At 54.4% G+C, this 16,631-nt stretch carries 14 protein-coding genes and 2 pseudogenes; 11 read left to right on the forward strand and 5 right to left on the reverse strand.

From position 1 onward, the window contains the following. Nucleotide 1: 1 nt before the first annotated feature. The 4 genes and pseudogenes from tnpC to ABNV41_RS02735 form a co-directional block, all read right to left on the reverse strand. Complete coding sequence (gene tnpC / locus ABNV41_RS02720) at nucleotides 2-1,612, reverse strand: IS66 family transposase (RefSeq protein WP_349934886.1); 1,611 nt, start codon at nucleotides 1,610-1,612, stop codon at nucleotides 2-4. 63 nt (nucleotides 1,613-1,675) lie between these two features. Continuing rightward, a complete protein-coding gene (gene tnpB, locus ABNV41_RS02725; protein WP_010510701.1) occupies nucleotides 1,676-2,023 on the reverse strand; it encodes an IS66 family insertion sequence element accessory protein TnpB in 348 nt (115 codons plus the stop codon). Then, nucleotides 2,020-2,379 (reverse strand): IS66-like element accessory protein TnpA, encoded by a 360-nt coding sequence (tnpA, locus tag ABNV41_RS02730; protein WP_007400224.1) that lies wholly within the window; start codon nucleotides 2,377-2,379, stop codon nucleotides 2,020-2,022. Before tnpA ends, tnpB begins: the two co-directional genes overlap by 4 nt. A gap of 97 nt (nucleotides 2,380-2,476) precedes the next feature. Beyond that, nucleotides 2,477-2,623, reverse strand: a pseudogene (locus ABNV41_RS02735) (transposase); the annotation flags it as partial. A gap of 333 nt (nucleotides 2,624-2,956) precedes the next feature. On the opposite strand from ABNV41_RS02735, the pseudogene ABNV41_RS14060 reads away from it, so the two are divergent. The 10 genes and pseudogenes from ABNV41_RS14060 to hflX form a co-directional block, all read left to right on the forward strand. After that, nucleotides 2,957-3,086 (forward strand): annotated as a pseudogene (locus tag ABNV41_RS14060) (IS5/IS1182 family transposase); the annotation flags it as partial. 321 nt (nucleotides 3,087-3,407) lie between these two features. Beyond that, nucleotides 3,408-4,382, forward strand: coding sequence for a glycosyltransferase family 2 protein (locus ABNV41_RS02740; protein ID WP_349934962.1), 975 nt, complete (start codon nucleotides 3,408-3,410; stop codon nucleotides 4,380-4,382). A 61-nt stretch (nucleotides 4,383-4,443) separates the two neighbouring features. Continuing rightward, complete coding sequence (ispF, locus tag ABNV41_RS02745; RefSeq protein WP_349934963.1) at nucleotides 4,444-5,598, forward strand: 2-C-methyl-D-erythritol 2,4-cyclodiphosphate synthase; 1,155 nt, start codon at nucleotides 4,444-4,446, stop codon at nucleotides 5,596-5,598. A gap of 84 nt (nucleotides 5,599-5,682) precedes the next feature. After that, nucleotides 5,683-6,753 (forward strand): tRNA dihydrouridine synthase DusB, encoded by a 1,071-nt coding sequence (dusB, locus tag ABNV41_RS02750; RefSeq protein WP_349934964.1) that lies wholly within the window; start codon nucleotides 5,683-5,685, stop codon nucleotides 6,751-6,753. Further along, entirely contained in the window at nucleotides 6,750-7,859 is a 1,110-nt protein-coding gene (locus tag ABNV41_RS02755) for a nitrogen regulation protein NR(II) (protein WP_339077090.1), read from the forward strand. The genes dusB and ABNV41_RS02755 overlap by 4 nt, the downstream gene beginning before the upstream one ends. 56 nt (nucleotides 7,860-7,915) lie before the next feature. Continuing rightward, on the forward strand, nucleotides 7,916-9,358 hold the full coding sequence (gene ntrC, locus ABNV41_RS02760; RefSeq protein WP_003624017.1) for a nitrogen regulation protein NR(I): 1,443 nt from the start codon (nucleotides 7,916-7,918) through the stop codon (nucleotides 9,356-9,358). A 9-nt stretch (nucleotides 9,359-9,367) separates the two neighbouring features. After that, on the forward strand, nucleotides 9,368-11,632 hold the full coding sequence (locus ABNV41_RS02765; RefSeq protein WP_087651931.1) for a PAS domain-containing sensor histidine kinase: 2,265 nt from the start codon (nucleotides 9,368-9,370) through the stop codon (nucleotides 11,630-11,632). Further along, nucleotides 11,622-13,013, forward strand: a complete 1,392-nt coding sequence (locus ABNV41_RS02770) for a sigma-54 dependent transcriptional regulator (RefSeq protein ID WP_349934965.1) — start codon at nucleotides 11,622-11,624, stop codon at nucleotides 13,011-13,013. The genes ABNV41_RS02765 and ABNV41_RS02770 overlap by 11 nt, the downstream gene beginning before the upstream one ends. A 76-nt stretch (nucleotides 13,014-13,089) precedes the next feature. Beyond that, nucleotides 13,090-13,374 (forward strand): RNA chaperone Hfq, encoded by a 285-nt coding sequence (gene hfq / locus ABNV41_RS02775; protein WP_003624011.1) that lies wholly within the window; start codon nucleotides 13,090-13,092, stop codon nucleotides 13,372-13,374. Then, complete coding sequence (gene hflX / locus ABNV41_RS02780) at nucleotides 13,328-14,674, forward strand: GTPase HflX (protein WP_196332563.1); 1,347 nt, start codon at nucleotides 13,328-13,330, stop codon at nucleotides 14,672-14,674. Before hfq ends, hflX begins: the two co-directional genes overlap by 47 nt. A 59-nt stretch (nucleotides 14,675-14,733) precedes the next feature. Here the strand turns inward: hflX and ABNV41_RS02785 are convergent, their stop codons facing one another. Continuing rightward, nucleotides 14,734-15,297: an NUDIX hydrolase N-terminal domain-containing protein gene (locus ABNV41_RS02785; RefSeq protein ID WP_349934966.1), complete on the reverse strand. Its 564-nt coding sequence runs from the start codon at nucleotides 15,295-15,297 to the stop codon at nucleotides 14,734-14,736. A gap of 49 nt (nucleotides 15,298-15,346) precedes the next feature. Between ABNV41_RS02785 and ABNV41_RS02790 the strand changes: the two genes are divergently transcribed. Further along, complete coding sequence (locus ABNV41_RS02790; protein ID WP_349934967.1) at nucleotides 15,347-16,597, forward strand: IS701-like element IS1452 family transposase; 1,251 nt, start codon at nucleotides 15,347-15,349, stop codon at nucleotides 16,595-16,597. Nucleotides 16,598-16,631: the final 34 nt, after the last annotated feature.

Raw genomic sequence — 16,631 nt, forward strand, 5'->3', positions numbered from 1 at the left:
ATTATGCGGCCTGCCTGTGCAGTGTATTCACGGGTTTCCAGTTCCATGGCAACAGTTCGTGGAGCCGGTTGATCTTGTGCTCGTTGATACGGGCCAGGACGTCGGCGAGGTAATCGTGCGGATTAAGCCGGGAGAGTTTTGCGCTTTCGATAAGCGTCATGGCATCAGCGATGTTGTCGCCCCCGGTGTCGGATCCGGCAAAGAGATAATTTTTTCGCCCCACGCATACGGGCCGTATGGCGCGTTCGGCAGGATTGTTGTCGATGGCGACACGACCATCTTCGAGGAACAGGGTAAAGGCCGTCCACCGGTTGAGCGCATAACGGATTGCTTTTGCCAGTTCCCCCTTGCCTGGGATACGGGCAAGCTGTGTTTCGCACCATGCGTGGAATGCTGTGACACGGGGGCGGCTTTGTTCCTGTCGGACAGCCAGACGATACGGGGCCGGGTGTCCGGTGATCTGGCGCTCGATATCGTAGAGCTCTCCGATCTGTTCAAGTGCTTCCCTTGCGATTGTCGAATCACTGCCCTTCCAGACATCATGGAAGGCCCGGCGGAGATGAGCCCAGCAGGCTGCTTCGCGCACGTGCACGGTTCCTGTTGCGTCTGGTTTATACAGATCCCTGAACCCGGCGTAGGCGTCAGCCTGCAGAATGCCCCGGAACTGTGCCAGATGGGTCTGGGGATTGATCCCCTTGCGATCGGGAGAGAACCAGTAGGCCACGGCGGGCGGATCACTCCCTCCCCATGGGCGGGGATCGCGCAGATAGCTCCAGATCCGCCCTTCCTTCACGCCCCGGGGTTTGCCAGCCTGACGCAGACGGGGGTCAAGAACCTGGATGGGTGTATCATCAGCATGTAGCAGGTCTGCCTTTACGACATCCTGACGGATCAGATCTGTCAGAGGACGCAGAACGGCAACGGCCTGACCACACCAGTCGATCAGGGTTGAACGGGGAATGTCCACACCCTGACGGGCAAAGATCTCATTCTGACGATAAAGCGGAATGTGGTCATCGAATTTCGAGACCAGGATATGGGCTAAAAGCCCGGTGCCAGCCATCCCCCGTGGGACAGGGCGCGACGGTGCTTCAGGCTGCACCAGTGTTTCGCAGTGACGGCAGGATTTCTTCAGCCGTGCCGTTTCGACAACTTTCAGTTTTGCCGCAATAAAGTCCAGTATTTCGGTGACATCTTCGCCTACAAGACGCAGGGGACCGCCACAGGCAGGACAGGCCTCACCTGGGTCGAGAACAATACGCTCCCGTGGTGTCGTGTCAGAAACCTTTGGTTTGCCACGCTGCCGTGGGGGAGAGACTGCATCATCGCTGACATCATGCTCCCTGATATCAGGAGAAGGATCGGCTGCCGCGATGGCGATTTTTACATCTTCAAGGAGCAGTTCGAGTTGTTCAATCTCACGGTCTATCTTTTCTGAACTGGCCCCGAATTTCTGTTTCTGAAGACGTGCGATCCGGATTTTGAGAGACTGGACAAGAGCTTCATACGCACGGGCTGACGCAGAAAGCCGAGCCACTTCGGTCTGCAGGGAAACAATCATTTCCCTCAGGGTATCCGGATCATCAGGCAGGACCGCAGGTGCAGACGTCATTATGAAAAAATAGCAGAAAACCTAAGAAAATTCAAAATGTTCTGCACTCTCACGCCATAAAAATCAGGCCACGCGAGACGGTGGTGCAGACCAGGAAGGGCGTCTCCACTCCATGCCTTCCCACAGCATGGCCATCTGTGCTGTCGTCAGGCGTGCAACGCCCTCTGCCGGAGACGGCCATGGAAAACGTCCCTTCTCAAGCACCTTGTAATAAAGACAGAACCCCTGACCGTCCCACATCAGAAGCTTGATCCTGTCCCCACGGCGACCACGAAAGGCAAAGAGCGCCCCTGATGTCGGGTTCTGACGCAGCACGTCCTGTGCCAGTGCTGCCAGACCCGATATGCCCTTGCGCATATCGGTCACCCCGCAGGCCAGATAGACACGCACGCCGTTGCCCACGCCAATCATGCCGTCTCCGCAATCCGGATGACCCGGGCCAGAAGATCTTCGGCAGGATGTCCCGTCACCCTGATACTACGGCCATTGCGCAGCACTATGGCCAGTTCGTCAGGATCACCGCCAGATGCCACAGCAGGTGTCGTCACTGAAGCAACAGGAACAAACGCCACAGACTGATCTGGGGAAGATAGTCTTTGACGGAATGACGTCCGCCATTGGTAAAGATGTTGGCGGGTCAGGTCATGTCGACGTGCCACATCCGATACACTTGCTCCATCCACACCAACTTCAGCCAGTATCGCCAGCTTCCGTTCATCCGACCAGCGGCGGCGGCGTTCAACGCCAATCAGGATTTCCTGGGTCATTCTTACCTCTCAAATGACGTCAATAACGACGTCGTTAACGACGGTAACTTACCAGTCACAATCCTCAATCATAAGGCGGCCTCAAACGGCCGGTTACCCATGGAATACCCGCGCGATAGCGATACAGCACCGCCTCCACGAACAGACGGTTATTCACCGCAGTGCCGCCGACATAGCCTTCTCGACCAGGAAGAAGATCCTTTATCCGCTCCCACTGGTCATCGCGTAAACTATAGCGCCGCATCTGTCTGTCTCCCCAAAAAATGGGAAAACAGTCAGCACACGCAGACACAAAGTACAACCCTCACGTGCCACTCTCAGGGCTTAACTGACGACACGCCGTAACCCGCAACAAGTTTTTTGTTTTGCGCGTCAAAGATAAAATGGCGATAGTCGATTTTACAAAAGCAGCCTGCAAATAGTTATTTTATAGATAAATAATAAGGAGGCTCTTTAAAGGTGGAGGGTTCTAAAAACCTTTTGGTTTTGAAGAACTCTCTGTGATTCTGTTTCTCCGGTTCTGGTGGGCGGAATAGTGATATGAAGCAGCCCGACTTCTTTGATGTTGAAGATCGGGCTTAGCAAGACAAACCGGCAAAGCTGTCGCACAAGGGCGGGCACGGCCTATCGCTCAAAAGCCAATGAAAATTTCATGGAAAAGCAGGGGTTTATCTCAAAGGTTTTACAGGAAAAAGCCGCACCTCAAACTCAATCAAGGGCTTTTCGATCTCTCTAGGCCCTGAGGTCATGTTGTCGCTGAAAGAGAAGATATTAAAAGTAAATTAACATACTCTTTGTAATTTTCTTCTAAAGCTATGTAAGCCTTGGAAGCGGAGAGTATTACAGATTTACTTCCTCCTGTTGCGTATTTGACAACATTGGGGGTGAGAAAACATGTTATCACTATATTTAATGTTTTTGTATTTACCTATCTCATATAGAGTGAATGCTTAAAGGTGCTTCGGTAAGCAAGATATATTGCTTGATATGGAAACCTTTGGTTGAGTGCAGAATTAAAGGAAAAAACTTTGCCAACTGGTTTTTCGCCAGCGTTCAGCGTGGTTGTGCCCTGTTATAATGAGCAGGAAGTTCTGCGGACTTTTCATCAGCGGTTATCTGCCGTTATGGAAGGTGTTGGCGCACCGTGGGAGGTTGTTTACGTCAACGATGGCTCGCGGGACCAAACGCTGGCGGGTATGTATGCTTTGGCAGAGCAGGATGGGGGAGTGAGCGTTGTTAATCTCTCCCGCAATTTTGGTAAGGAAATAGCCTTAACAGCTGGGTTGGATCATGCACGGGGTACGCGTGGCATTATTGTGATTGATGCCGATTTGCAGGACCCGCCTGAAGTTATTGCAGATCTGATTGCCGCATGGACAGATGATGTTGATACTGTTTACGCCCGCCGCAATACGCGGGAAGGGGAGAGTATTCCTAAACGGCTGACAGCATGGATGTTCTACCGTGTGATGAAGCGGCTGGGCAATAAGGTGGTTATTCCGCCAGATACGGGTGATTTTCGGCTGATGAGCCGCAGGCTGGTAGATAACCTGCTGCTGCTGCGTGAACGCCATAGGTTCATGAAAGGGCTGTTCGCCTGGGTTGGCTTTCCATCCCGCGCCGTTCTGTATGATCGCGCCCCACGTTCTGCGGGAAAAAGCAGTTTTAATTACTGGTCTTTATGGAACTTTGCGCTAGAGGGCATTACCTCGTTTTCAGTGCTGCCGCTTCAGTTAAGCACATATATGGGGCTTGGTATTTCCATACTCGCCGTGTGTTACGGTATCTGGATTGTTGGGTGCACCCTGTTGTTTGGCAATCGCGTGGCAGGTTATCCCAGCCTTATGGCTGTTATCCTGTTTTTAGGCGGTATCCAACTTATGACAGTCGGCCTGATAGGTGAATATGTCGGTCGTATTTTTAATGAAACCAAAAAACGCCCGCTATATTTGGTGGAAGCTTATCGCCCCGCGCAGGAAAAAGAGCACACGCCTGAAGCATAAAGCTGTGCCCTGCCTATTTTGAGGCTTGACGGACAAGGCTGCCCGCCGCATTGCTTCGTGCATGCGAGTAGCCGCCATTCTTTTGGCTGCCGGTACGGGCAGTCGTTATGCCGCCACCACGGGTTCTTCCATTCCCAAGCAGTATGTGCTGCTGGCTGGACAACCCGTAATCCGTCATGCAGCGCAAGCCTTATTGCCTCATGTCACCTTTATTCAGCCGGTCGGAGATCCTGCGTCCTTGAACGAGGCGCTGGAAGGGTTGAAGATTCTGCCGCCAGTCGCGGGGGGTGAAACCCGGCAGGCCAGCGTGCGGGCAGGGTTGGAAGCGCTGGACAAACTGCCAGAAGCCGAAAAGCCGGATATCGTGCTGGTGCATGATGGCGCCCGCCCATATGTAACCGCGCAGGTGATCGGCAATGTGGTTTCTGCGCTGGAGCAGCATCCCGGTGCTATTCCGGCGGTGCCGGTGGCGGATACCCTCAAGCGGGAAAAAGATGGTGTGATTGATGGCACTGTGCCGCGGGATCATCTTTATCGCGCCCAAACGCCACAGGGTTTTCGCTTTGGTCTGTTTTTAGATCTTCACCGTGGTGCGGCATCCGTAAGTGCAACGGATGATGCCAAGCTGCTGGAAGATGCAGGGTTCAGCGTAGCACTGGTGGCTGGCGATGAAGACAATATCAAGCTGACATATGAGGGTGATCTGGTGCGTCTGGAACGACTGATCGGCCCCACGCTTCTGCCGCGCGTAGGGCTGGGTTACGATGTGCATGCGTTTGAGGAAGGGCGTCCGCTCATCCTGTGCGGTATTACCGTGCCACATACCAAAGGGCTGGCAGGGCATTCCGATGCCGATGTGGGCATTCATGCGCTGTGCGATGCCATTTATGGTGCGTTGGCTGAAGGCGATATTGGCCGCCACTTCCCGCCCAGCCAGAATGAGTGGAAAAACGCAGATAGCGCCCGCTTTCTGGTGTACGCAGGCCAGCGTATCCGTGAACGCGGCGGCATGCTGGTGAACGCTGATCTTACCCTGATTTGCGAACGCCCCAAAATTGGCCCGCATTCCGAAGCCATGCGCAAGCGTCTGGCAGATTTGCTGGAAGTGGATGTAGATCGGATTTCCGTGAAGGCCACAACATCCGAACGTCTGGGCTTTACCGGGCGTGAAGAAGGTATTGCCTGCACGGCCACGGTTTCTGTTCTGGTGCCATAAGCGGGCACCATTACAGTTTCTTATGTTGCGTAAGGCGCAAGGTGGCTGTATTTCTGCCTAAATCATAGGCAAACGGAAATAACAGTGCATACGCAACCCACCCTGCGTCCCATTAATCTGGGCGGTATTGTTTTGGATACCCCCGTCATTCTGGCCCCCATGTCTGGCGTAACAGACCTGCCGTTCCGGCGTCTGGCACGTAAGTTGGGGGCTGGTCTTGTTGTTTCTGAAATGATCGCCTCTTGGGCGATGGTGCGTGAAAACGATACCACCCTGCGTATGGCGGAAGTGGCGGATGCTGGCGGCCCCAATGCCGTGCAGCTTGCCGGGTGCGACCCAGACGCCATGGCAGAGGCCGCACGTATTGCCGTAGGCCGTGGGGCAGATCTTATTGATATCAACTTTGGCTGCCCGGTTAAAAAAGTGGCCGTTGGCCAGATGGCCGGTTCTGCCCTTATGCGGGACGAAGGCGCTGCCGAGCGTTTGTTGGCGGCTGTGGTAAAGGCCGTGCCAGTGCCCGTTACCCTTAAAATGCGCATGGGGTGGGACCATGAGCATCTGAACGCACCGGTGTTGGCTCGGATTGCGCAGGATGTCGGTATCCGCATGATTACAGTGCACGGCCGCACGCGCCAGCAGTTTTACAACGGCACAGCCAACTGGGCCTTTGTGAAAAATGTAAAGGAAGCGGTAGATCTGCCCGTTATCGTGAATGGTGACATTCTTACCGTTGGAGATGCGCGGGAAGCCTTGGCCCAATCTGGTGCAGATGGGGTGATGATCGGGCGTGGCTGTTACGGGCGCCCGTGGTTTTTGGCGCAGGTGGCACACGCTTTGCGCACGGGGCAGGAAATACCAGATCCCGCATTGCCGGAAGAAAAAGCCATTGTGCTGGAGCATTATAATATGATGCTGGAGCACTTTGGCCAGCGTCCCGGCCTGCGGCTGGCACGTAAGCACGTGTCTTGGTATTCGGCTGGGCTGCATGGCTCGGCCTCATTCCGTGCCGCGTTTAACCGGGTAGAAACGCCAGAAGAAGCCATTGCCATGATTACTGATTTTTATGATCAGCAAATTGCGGCTGGTGCTGTGCGAGAACCACGTGTTTCCCGCCACGCTATGGCGCAACAGCAAGATCAGGTTCAGGCGGCGTGAAGCCAAAAGCAGCGCATGGGGTTGCTCAGCCCGATGCGGCGCTTGTTCTGGACAGTCTGCCCGTTCCAGTTTTGGAAATAGGGCCACAAAATACAATTCTTGCGGCCAATATGGCGGCGGAAGAGTTTTTTGGCATGTCTCGCCATCAGTTGCGGCACGGCGGCTTGGCAGAAGTGGTTGCTCAGGATCACCCGGTTTATCTGCTGCTTGAACATGTGCGCACCCGTGGCGGGAGTGTGACAGAGCATGAACTGCTGTTCAGTTCCCCGCGCTTTCATCATGAGGGTGTGAGTGTTCAGGCTGCCGATGTGCCAGATTATCCAGACATCATTCTGCTGACATTTCATGAGCCCGCCGCAGCCCGGATGTTGGACCAGCAGCTTGCATACCGTTCTGCGGCACGTAGTGTTTCCGGGCTGGCCGCCATGTTGGCGCATGAAGTGCGTAACCCCTTATCTGGCATTAAGGGGGCCGCGCAGTTGCTCGAGCAGGCCGTGACGGAAGCAGACCGTGATCTGGCCACCCTGATTTGTGATGAAGTTGACCGGATTGACGCACTGGTTGACCGCATGGGCATGTTTGGTGAAGCGCAACTCGATTTCCGGGCGCTCAATATTCATAGAATACTGGAGCATGTGCGCCTGCTGGCCAGTAATGGGTTTGCCAAGGGCATCAAGATAGTCGAGCGTTATGATCCCTCTTTGCCCCATGTGTGGGGGGATAGGGACAGGTTGGTGCAGGTGTTGCTCAACTTGGTAAAAAACGCGGCTGAGGCCATACGCAACACGGATAAAGAAGGGGAGATAACGTTGCTTACCAGCTATCGCCCCGGTATTCGGGTGGCTGTGCCCGGTACGGCGCAATGGCGGCATCTTCCGTTGGTGGTTACTGTGCGGGATACGGGCCCAGGTATTTCCGAAACAGTGCGCCCGCATTTGTTCGAACCGTTTGTATCTACAAAGATAAACGGGAGCGGGCTGGGGCTGGCCTTGGTTGGTAAGGTGATGGATGACCACGGCGGCGTTATCGAAGTGGAAAGCCGCCCCGGCTGCACGGAAATCAGCTTATTTCTGCCGATTGTCGATCATATGAGCCATTCGGGGTGATACGCCCCTTTTGCTCAATAGTTCTGTTTTTCAGCTTTTATCTGGTTTGAGACGTCATGACACCGCTGCCCACCATTCTTGTTGCTGATGATGACCGTTCTATTCGTACTGTGCTGGGGCAGGCATTGGGTCGGGCTGGCTATCAGGTGCAAACCACGCCTTCCGTCAACACGCTCTGGCAATGGGTGCAAGAAGGTGAGGGCGATCTGGTAATTACAGATGTGATCATGCCAGATGGCAGTGGGCTGGATCTGGTAACGCGTATTCGCCAATTTCGGCCCGATCTGCGCGTGATTGTCATGAGCGCACAATCAACCCTGACAACAGCCGTAAAAGCCACGCAGCGGGGTGCGTTTGAATATCTGGCCAAACCGTTTGATTTGAAGGAACTGCTGGCGGTTGTGGCAAGGGCGCTCACAACACCAGTGCAGGAAGCCGAAAAGCCCGCAGCAGATCAACCACCAGAAGAACGTCTGCCTTTAATTGGGCAGTCTGTTGTCATGCAGGGGATCTATCGCAGCATTGCCCGCCTGACTACGTCTGACCTCACGGTCATGATTTCGGGGGAAAGCGGTACGGGTAAGGAGCTGGTCGCCCATGCGTTGCATGAATACGGTCGGCGCCGGAGCGGGCCTTTTGTGGCCGTTAATATGGCGGCTATCCCGCGCAAACAGATTGAAAGTGAACTGTTTGGATATGAGCGCGGAGGTACGCAAGGCCGTATGCCCGGGCGATTTGAACAGGCCACAGGCGGCACGCTGTTTTTAGATGAAATTGGAGACATGCCGCAGGAAGCGCAAACCCGTTTGCTGCGTGTCTTGCAGGAAGGTGAGTTTACCACGGTAGGGGGCACCACGCCCTTGCGTGCAGATGTGCGAATTATAGCCGCCACGCACAGAGATTTACGGCAGGCCATTCAGGCCGGTACTTTCCGTGAAGATCTCTATTACCGCCTGAATGTGGTGCCCTTGCGTTTGCCACCCTTGCGGGAAAGGCTGGAAGATATTCCGCTGCTGGCGCGGCATTTTCTTTCCCAGTGCCGGGATGAAGGTGGAACGTACAGAATACTGGACGAAAGTGCCATTACACGGCTTCAGGCCTGGCGCTGGCCGGGCAATGTGCGCGAACTGGAAAATCTCATCCGCCGTATTGTGGCTCTGTATTCTCAGGAAACCATTACAGGTGACGTGATTGATGCGGAACTGGCCGAGCCTTTGGCGCATGATCCGATTCCCAATAGTGTGATGGCAGCGGAGCCTTTGTCTGAATCTGTTTCCCGCCATATCGCACGTTATCTGGAAGCGGGGCGGGATGGTGTGCCGCTGCATGATCTGCACGCCCGGATTATTGCGGAAGTTGAACGGCCGCTTATCCAGATGACATTGGCCGAAACACGTGGCAACCAGATCAAGGCGGCGGCCATGCTGGGGCTAAACCGAAATACATTGCGTAAAAAAATTCGAGACCTTGAGATTCCTGTCGTTCGTGGCGTAGTCTGACGTTCAGGCATGAAGCAGTTTCTGTTCTCCCTCAGGCACCTTCTTTCTCGCACACGCCTGCATTGGCTTTTGCGTTCTCTAGAACGTAAAACCGTTGCCATTACACTTGCCGCATTGGCTTTGTGTTTGGGGTTTGCCACATTTGTGGTGCTTTCGGGCGGGATGTCCTTCGGGCATTATTCCCTGATTGAGCCTTTATTGCTGTTTTTAAACGGTATGGTGCTGGCCCTGCTTGTGGTGGCCTTGGCTATCCGTATTGGCCCTATGGTGCGTGAGCATCGGAAAGGGTTGGCAGGGGCGCGGCTGCATGTGCGGCTGGTTACGCTGTTTGGTATTGTGGCAGTGGCCCCCACACTGGTTGTGGGCGCGTTTGCAACGCTATTTTTCCATTACGGAATTCAGATCTGGTTTTCAGACCGGGTTAATACAGCCCTGAACGAGGCCTTACAGGCTTCTCGCGGTTATCTGGTGGAGCATAACGCCAATATCCGCACAGATGCGTTCTCGATGGCCAATTACATCATGAGCGCCCAGAACGAACTGGCTGCCAGCGGTATGGATCTGTTTCAGGATCACGATGCCTTGGCGCAAATGCTGGACAGTCAGGCCACCATGCGCGGGCTGACAGAAGCCTTGGTGTATGACCCCATCACCAACAAAGTTGTGGCGGCTGGCGGGTTGATGAGCCGCACCGGATATTTGCAGGAACTGCCTCCACCCGCAGCCACGGTTATGGCGCGCTCAAACGATGTGGCCATTCTGGATTCTCCAGATGAACGCACAGTGCGCGCTGTGGTGGAACTTTCCCAAACGCCAGCGCTTATGCTGGTGATTACCCGGCTGGTTGATCCAACCATTCTGGAGCACATGCACCGTACGGAAAAGGTGGTGTCGGATTACAAGCGGCTGAGCAACAACCGCGCCAAGATCCAGCTGACATTTGTCATGATCTTTGCGTTGGTGGCGTTGCTGGTGCTTGCGGCCGCAGCCTTGATCGGGCTGGCATTGGCAAACCAGATTGCCCGCCCGCTGGGTTTGCTGAGCGTAGCTGCACGCCGGGTGAGTGAGGGGGATTTGGGTGTTCATGTGCCTGAAAATGACAGGGATGATGAAGTCGCCAGCCTTTCCCGCGCCTTTAACCGCATGACAGAAGAACTGGCCAGCCAGCGTTCGGAACTGATGGCTGCATATGGCCAGATCAATGAGCGTCGGCGGTTTACGGAGGCTGTGCTTTCTGGCGTTTCAGCCGGTGTGATCGGGCTGGATGTAAAGCAGAACATCGAACTGCCTAACCGCGCCGCCTGTGTTTTGCTGCAAACCGATCTGATGGATGCCATTGGTGAACCCCTGGCCCAACGTGTGCCAGAGTTTGCCGAGTTCTTGCAGGAAGCGCGCGCAACGCCAGATGCCGTGCTTACGCGAGAGATTCAGATCGGCCAGCAGGCCAGCCAGCGCACCTTGCTGGTGCGTTTGGGGGCAGAACTGCGCGGTACGATTACTGAAGGGTATGTGATGACATTTGATGACATTACGGCCCTGCAACAGGCGCAACGTAAAGCCGCATGGGCCGATGTGGCGCGGCGTATTGCGCATGAAATCAAGAATCCGCTCACGCCCATCCAGCTTGCTGCAGAACGGCTAAAGCGGCGTTTTCTAAAAGAAATTACTTCCGATCCCGATACGTTTTCACAATGTGCAGATACAATCGTGCGGCAGGTGGGGGATATCGGGCGTATGGTGGATGAGTTTTCGGCCTTTGCACGTATGCCGCAGCCTGTCATGAAAGATGAGGATATTTCGCGTATTGTGCGTGAGGTGCTGGTTCTGCAAAGAAACGCACACCCCGAAATTGCCTATCATCTGGATATTCCAGACAGAGGCCCCAAAGCACGATGTGATAGAAGACTGATAAGTCAGGCACTTATTAATCTTTTGCAGAATGCGGCGGATGCCATTGCCATGACGGCCAGACAAGGCGAAGCTACAGATCAGGCACCTGCGAACAAGGGTGAAGTATCGGTTCGGATTATAGAAGGGGCAGAAGATATCGCCATAGAAGTGGCAGATAACGGAGTTGGGCTTCCATCGGATGACAGAAACCGTCTGACGGAACCTTATGTGACGCACAAAGCCAAGGGTACTGGTTTAGGTTTGGCTATTGTGAAAAAGATCATGGAAGATCATGGTGGAACAGTGCGTCTGGAAGACAAAGCGGGAGAAAGAGGAACTGTGGCTACTCTGATTTTGTCGGTGAAAGACAACCATGGCGCATGAAATCCTGATTGTTGATGATGAACCCGATATCAGAATGCTGATTGAAGGCATTCTGAGTGATGAAGGTTATGATACGCGCGTAGCTGCCAGTGCTGATACGGCATTGGCTGCTTTTAGGGCGCGTAGGCCATCACTGGTTATTCTGGATGTCTGGCTACAGGGTTCGGATATGGATGGCTTGGCTATCCTGCAAGCCATGAAGGCCGAGGAACCCTCGGTTCCGGTTGTCATGATTTCTGGCCATGGCACAATTGAAACAGCCGTGGCAGCGCTCCAGCATGGTGCTTACGATTTTATAGAAAAGCCATTTCAGGCAGACCGTCTGCTGGTTATTGTGCGGCGTGCGCTGGAGGCCTCGCGGCTGGCGCGTGAGAACGAAGAGCTGCGCATAAAGGCCGGGCAGGATACGGAGCTGTATGGAAATAGCGCCCAGATTGCCGCTGTGAGAAACCAGATAGAAAAAGTGGCGCCCACAGGTTCCCGCGTGTTGATCAGCGGAGGGCCGGGGTCTGGCAAGGAAGTGGCCGCCCGTATGATTCATGCCCGCTCCAAGCGGGAGGATGGCCCTTTTGTAGCGCTTAACTGCGCCACTCTTGCACCGGGACGGTTTGAGGAAGAACTGTTCGGGCTTGAAGGTGGCACGGAAGGTGTGGGGCGCCGCACCGGGGTGCTGGAGCGTGCACATGGTGGCACGCTTTTGCTGGATGAAGTGGCAGACATGCCGCTGGAAACGCAGGGCAAGATTGTAAGAGCCTTGCAGGATCAGACATTTGAACGTCTGGGTGGTGATGCCCGCGTTAAAGTGGATGTGCGCGTATTGGCAACCACCAACCGTGATCTGCAAGCTGAAATTATGGCCGGGCGTTTCCGGGAAGATCTGTATTACAGGCTGGCTGTTGTGCCGCTGCGTATGCCTGCGCTGCGGGAAAGGCGGGATGATATTCCCGGCCTTGCGGCAATGTTTTTACGCCGGGCTGCAGAAATGGCTGGCTTGCCCACGCGTGAACTCTCGCCCGATGCTGTTGCAGCCCTTCAGGCCTATGATTGGCCGGGCAATGTGCGTGAACTGCGCAACCTGATGGAACGCGTGCTGATTATGCAGCCCGGTAGCAGCCAGGAATCCATTCGGGCAGATATGCTGCCCTCTACTGTGGGTGAAAGTGCGCCCGCGTTGCTGAAGTTTGATGCTTCAACGGATGTTATGGCCTTGCCTTTGCGAGAAGCCCGCGATCTGTTTGAAACCCAGTATCTGCAAGCCCAGCTTTTGCGTTTTGGTGGAAATATCAGCCGCACGGCGCTGTTTGTGGGTATGGAGCGCAGCGCTTTGCATCGCAAACTTAAGCAGCTTGGTGTAACATCTGAGGAACGAGGCGCGGGCTGACATGTTTCAAGGTTGCAGGCTTTAGGCAGGCAGTCCGGCTAAAATATAATAATGAGAACGGAATAGGGCCTCCACTGTGGAAAAAGAGAGTGCATATAACGTGCAGGATGCGTTCCTGAACCAGATCCGGCGCTCACGCGCGGCTGTTACTGTGTTTTTGGTGAACGGCGTTAAGTTACAGGGATTTATTACATGGTTTGATGATGAGGTTGTTCTTTTACGGCGTGATGAACAAACCCAGCTTATCTACAAGCATGCCATCAGCACGGTAATGCCCAGCATTCCTGTCAATATTTCCGATTCCAACACTGCCGATGCGCAGGCAGACAGGGACCTTTCTCTTGGCGACGAGTTTCTCTGAAAAGAAAAAGAAAGTAGCAACCCGCGCGGCAGTTATTCTGCCGTGGGAGCGTTCTGCCCACGGGCAGGATGTGCGGGCCGCAGAAGCACGGTTGGAAGAAGCCGTGGGGCTTACAGCCTCAATCGGGCTGGTTATTGTGCGCAAGGATGTATTACTTCTGCGCAGCAGGCGTTCCGCCACCCTGTTAGGCAAGGGGCAGGTAGATTCCCTGCGTATTGCCGTTAAGGCAGATCAGGTTGATGTGGTGGTGGTGGATGCAAAGCTAAGCCCCGCACAGCAGCGTAATCTGGAAACAGAATGCGGTTGTAAGGTTATAGATCGTACCGGCCTTATTCTGGATATTTTTGGTGCCCGTGCCGCCACAAAGGAAGGCACCTTGCAGGTTGAACTTGCGCATCTGGAATATCAGCGTTCCCGCCTTGTGCGGTTGTGGACCCATCTTGAACGCCAGCGCGGTGGCTTTGGCTTTCTTGGCGGCCCCGGTGAAACCCAGATTGAAGCTGACCGGCGTATGATCGGTGATCGTATCGTGCGGCTTAAAAAAGATCTGGAGCAGGTGCGGCGCACACGTGGCTTGCACCGGCAGGCGCGTAAACGCGTACCTTTTCCGGTGGTGGCTTTGGTGGGCTATACCAACGCCGGTAAATCCACACTGTTCAATGCACTGACCGGTGCCACCGTATATGCGCAGGATCAGCTTTTTGCGACGCTGGATCCAACCATGCGCGCGATTGATCTGCCCTCTGGCCGCAGAGTTATTCTGTCTGACACGGTAGGATTTATCAGTGATCTGCCAACGGAGCTGATTGCGGCCTTCCGTGCCACGTTGGAAGAAGTGGCAGAGGCAGACATTATCCTGCATGTGCGCGATGTGGCGCATCCAGATAGCGCATCCCAGAAAAAAGATGTGCTTGGCGTGCTGGAAGGCATGGCAAAGGATGACATGCTGGAGCAGGATTGGCCGGAACGCATGATTGAAGTGCTGAACAAGGTTGATCTGCTGGGCGGCCCAGAAGCCATTCCGCAAACAGAAGATACCATTGCCATTTCCGCCATTACGGGGGATGGGCTGGAAACGCTTCTGGCGCGTATTGATGCGCGTATTACAGAAGGCATGGAAACGGTGCGTTACCGTTTACCGTTGGCAGACGGAGCAGCCTCGGCCTGGCTTTACCAGCACGGTGAAGTGGTTGCGCGGGAAGACAAGGATGAACAGACAGATATTACTGTTCGTCTTTCAACAGAAGATCGTGCGCGGTTTGAGCGCCAGTTTTCCCACATCCAACCGATGATTGCTTAAAAAGAAAAGTTCTGACATCAGGGTTTTGAGAATATTTATCCTGATGTCAGATTTCTTATTCAGTCAAAATCTGTAGGCAGGTCCGGATTTGCATGATGTGCAAAAAGCCGGGTTATTTCGTGCGGTGTAATCCGTCCGGTTGAAATATCCTGCGGGATATTATCCTGCGCAAAAAAGCCGACCTCGCTTGTTTCAATACTTGTGGTTGGCGTGCCGCCCGTTATTTCACCCAGAAAAAAGAGCTTGGTTACAGAAAAAGGTTCTGGCGGCATATGCCCTTGGCGGGCCCGATCCAGCGCCATGGCCAATTTGGTAATCTGCACTGTATAGCCGGTTTCTTCCCACACTTCTTTGGCCGCACATTCAGATGCTGTCAGGTTCACATCAGTCCAGCCGCCGGGTACGGTCCAGCGGTTGCTGTCCAGCACTTCGCGCACCATCAGCAGGCGGTTCTGCGCATCAAAAACACCAACACGCACTTCCAGTTTGGGTGTGGCGTAACCGGATTGCTGGCTAAACAGGTTTTCTATTTTCTGCACATCAACATTGCTGCCTTCGGCCATCATCTGCGCAGCCAGATTACGCAGCATTTCATAGCGTTCTTTATCGAACGGGTCTTGCACATAGCACTACAGTTGCATTTTGTGTTGAGTTCTGAATCTATGGGTAACCATGATTCAGGATATGATGAGTGGCGGTACGTCTGTTGAAGAGACGCTGGAATTATGGGCGCGCTCGCTTCGGTCCGCCAAGGATCGGATGGCGCCGCTGTTCACGCAAAAACGTGTCGTAGATTCGGTCTGTGCTTTTCTTGATGTTTTGATTGGCAATGAACCACGCAAGACGGGATGGATGCGAGCGGAAGCCGCAGGAGATCCTGGTCCATGGCGGCAGCAGGCGCTTCTGGGACGCGGGCACTGGGATGCCGATGCCCTTCGTGACGTCGTCAGGGATTATGTGATTGAGCATCTGGGCACTGAAGAGGGCGTGCTGGTCATTGATGAGACCGGTTTTCTGAAGAAGGGTCAGGCGTCCTGCGGTGTGGGGCGGCAGTATACGGGATCTGCCGGCAAGATCACGAACTGCCAGATTGGTGTGTTTGGCGCTTATGTTTCGGAACGGGGGCATGCCTTTATTGACCGCGCCCTGTATCTCCCGAAAGACTGGACATCAAAGCCTGAGCGTCTGAAGCGGGCCCACGTTCCCGATGACGTGGTGTTTGCAACCAAACCGGCGTTAGCCTCGATGATGATTGAGCGAAGTATTGAGGCCGGTGTGCCGTTCCGCTGGGTTGCAGCAGACAGCGTGTATGGCGTGGGCGACGTAGAACGCACGCTTCGCCGGGCAGGAATTGGATATGTGCTTGGGGTCAAGGGCAATCACTGGTTCGGATCATGGGCAACGGAACCGCTGATTGCCGGAGAGGCGAAAGATATTGCAGCAGGACTGCCAGACCAGGCCTGGCGTCGTCTGTCAGCGGGGCACGGCACAAAAGGTGAGCGACTTTATGACTGGGCGTATCTTCCGCTTGCTGATCTGGATGCTGAAGAATTTGACTGCCCTATAGCCGGACCATGGACACGTGGCCTGTTGATCCGCCGAAACATCGCTGACGGGGACCTTGCCTATTTTACGACCTGGAGCCCGAAAGGGACAACCACGCAGGAACTGGTGAACGTTGAAGGGACGCGCTGGAGGATCGAAGAAGGGTTCGAGACGGCCAAAAACGAATTTGGTCTTGATCATAACGAGACCCGCTCCTGGCATGGTTGGCATCGGCATGTCTCTCTGGTCATGCTGGCCTATGCCGTCATGGCCAGTGTCCGTTACCAGGCAAACTCACTGAAACCGAAAAAAACACAACTCAGAACACGACAGTCCTTGTCCGCTGGTCCATTCAGGAGATCAGGCGCCTCGTCGTAAAACTTGCACAACGCAGACTACCCGTCTCTCACAT

Origin of the sequence: Acetobacter sp. A11-2, from assembly GCF_040208445.1 — a bacterium.
GTDB lineage: Bacteria > Pseudomonadota > Alphaproteobacteria > Acetobacterales > Acetobacteraceae > Acetobacter > Acetobacter oryzoeni.

What these genes read in the sequence shown, in the direction of transcription:
- ispF (WP_349934963.1), top strand. Translation starts at nt 4,444, where the DNA reads ATGCGAGTAGCCGCCATTCTTTTGGCTGCCGGTACGGGCAGTCGTTAT.
- tnpA (WP_007400224.1), bottom strand. Translation starts at nt 2,379, where the DNA reads ATGACCCAGGAAATCCTGATTGGCGTTGAACGCCGCCGCCGCTGGTCG.
- ABNV41_RS02765 (WP_087651931.1), top strand. Translation starts at nt 9,368, where the DNA reads ATGAAGCAGTTTCTGTTCTCCCTCAGGCACCTTCTTTCTCGCACACGC.
- tnpB (WP_010510701.1), bottom strand. Translation starts at nt 2,023, where the DNA reads ATGATTGGCGTGGGCAACGGCGTGCGTGTCTATCTGGCCTGCGGGGTG.
- tnpC (WP_349934886.1), bottom strand. Translation starts at nt 1,612, where the DNA reads ATGACGTCTGCACCTGCGGTCCTGCCTGATGATCCGGATACCCTGAGG.
- ABNV41_RS02770 (WP_349934965.1), top strand. Translation starts at nt 11,622, where the DNA reads ATGGCGCATGAAATCCTGATTGTTGATGATGAACCCGATATCAGAATG.
- ntrC (WP_003624017.1), top strand. Translation starts at nt 7,916, where the DNA reads ATGACACCGCTGCCCACCATTCTTGTTGCTGATGATGACCGTTCTATT.
- ABNV41_RS02790 (WP_349934967.1), top strand. Translation starts at nt 15,347, where the DNA reads ATGATTCAGGATATGATGAGTGGCGGTACGTCTGTTGAAGAGACGCTG.
- hflX (WP_196332563.1), top strand. Translation starts at nt 13,328, where the DNA reads ATGCGCAGGCAGACAGGGACCTTTCTCTTGGCGACGAGTTTCTCTGAA.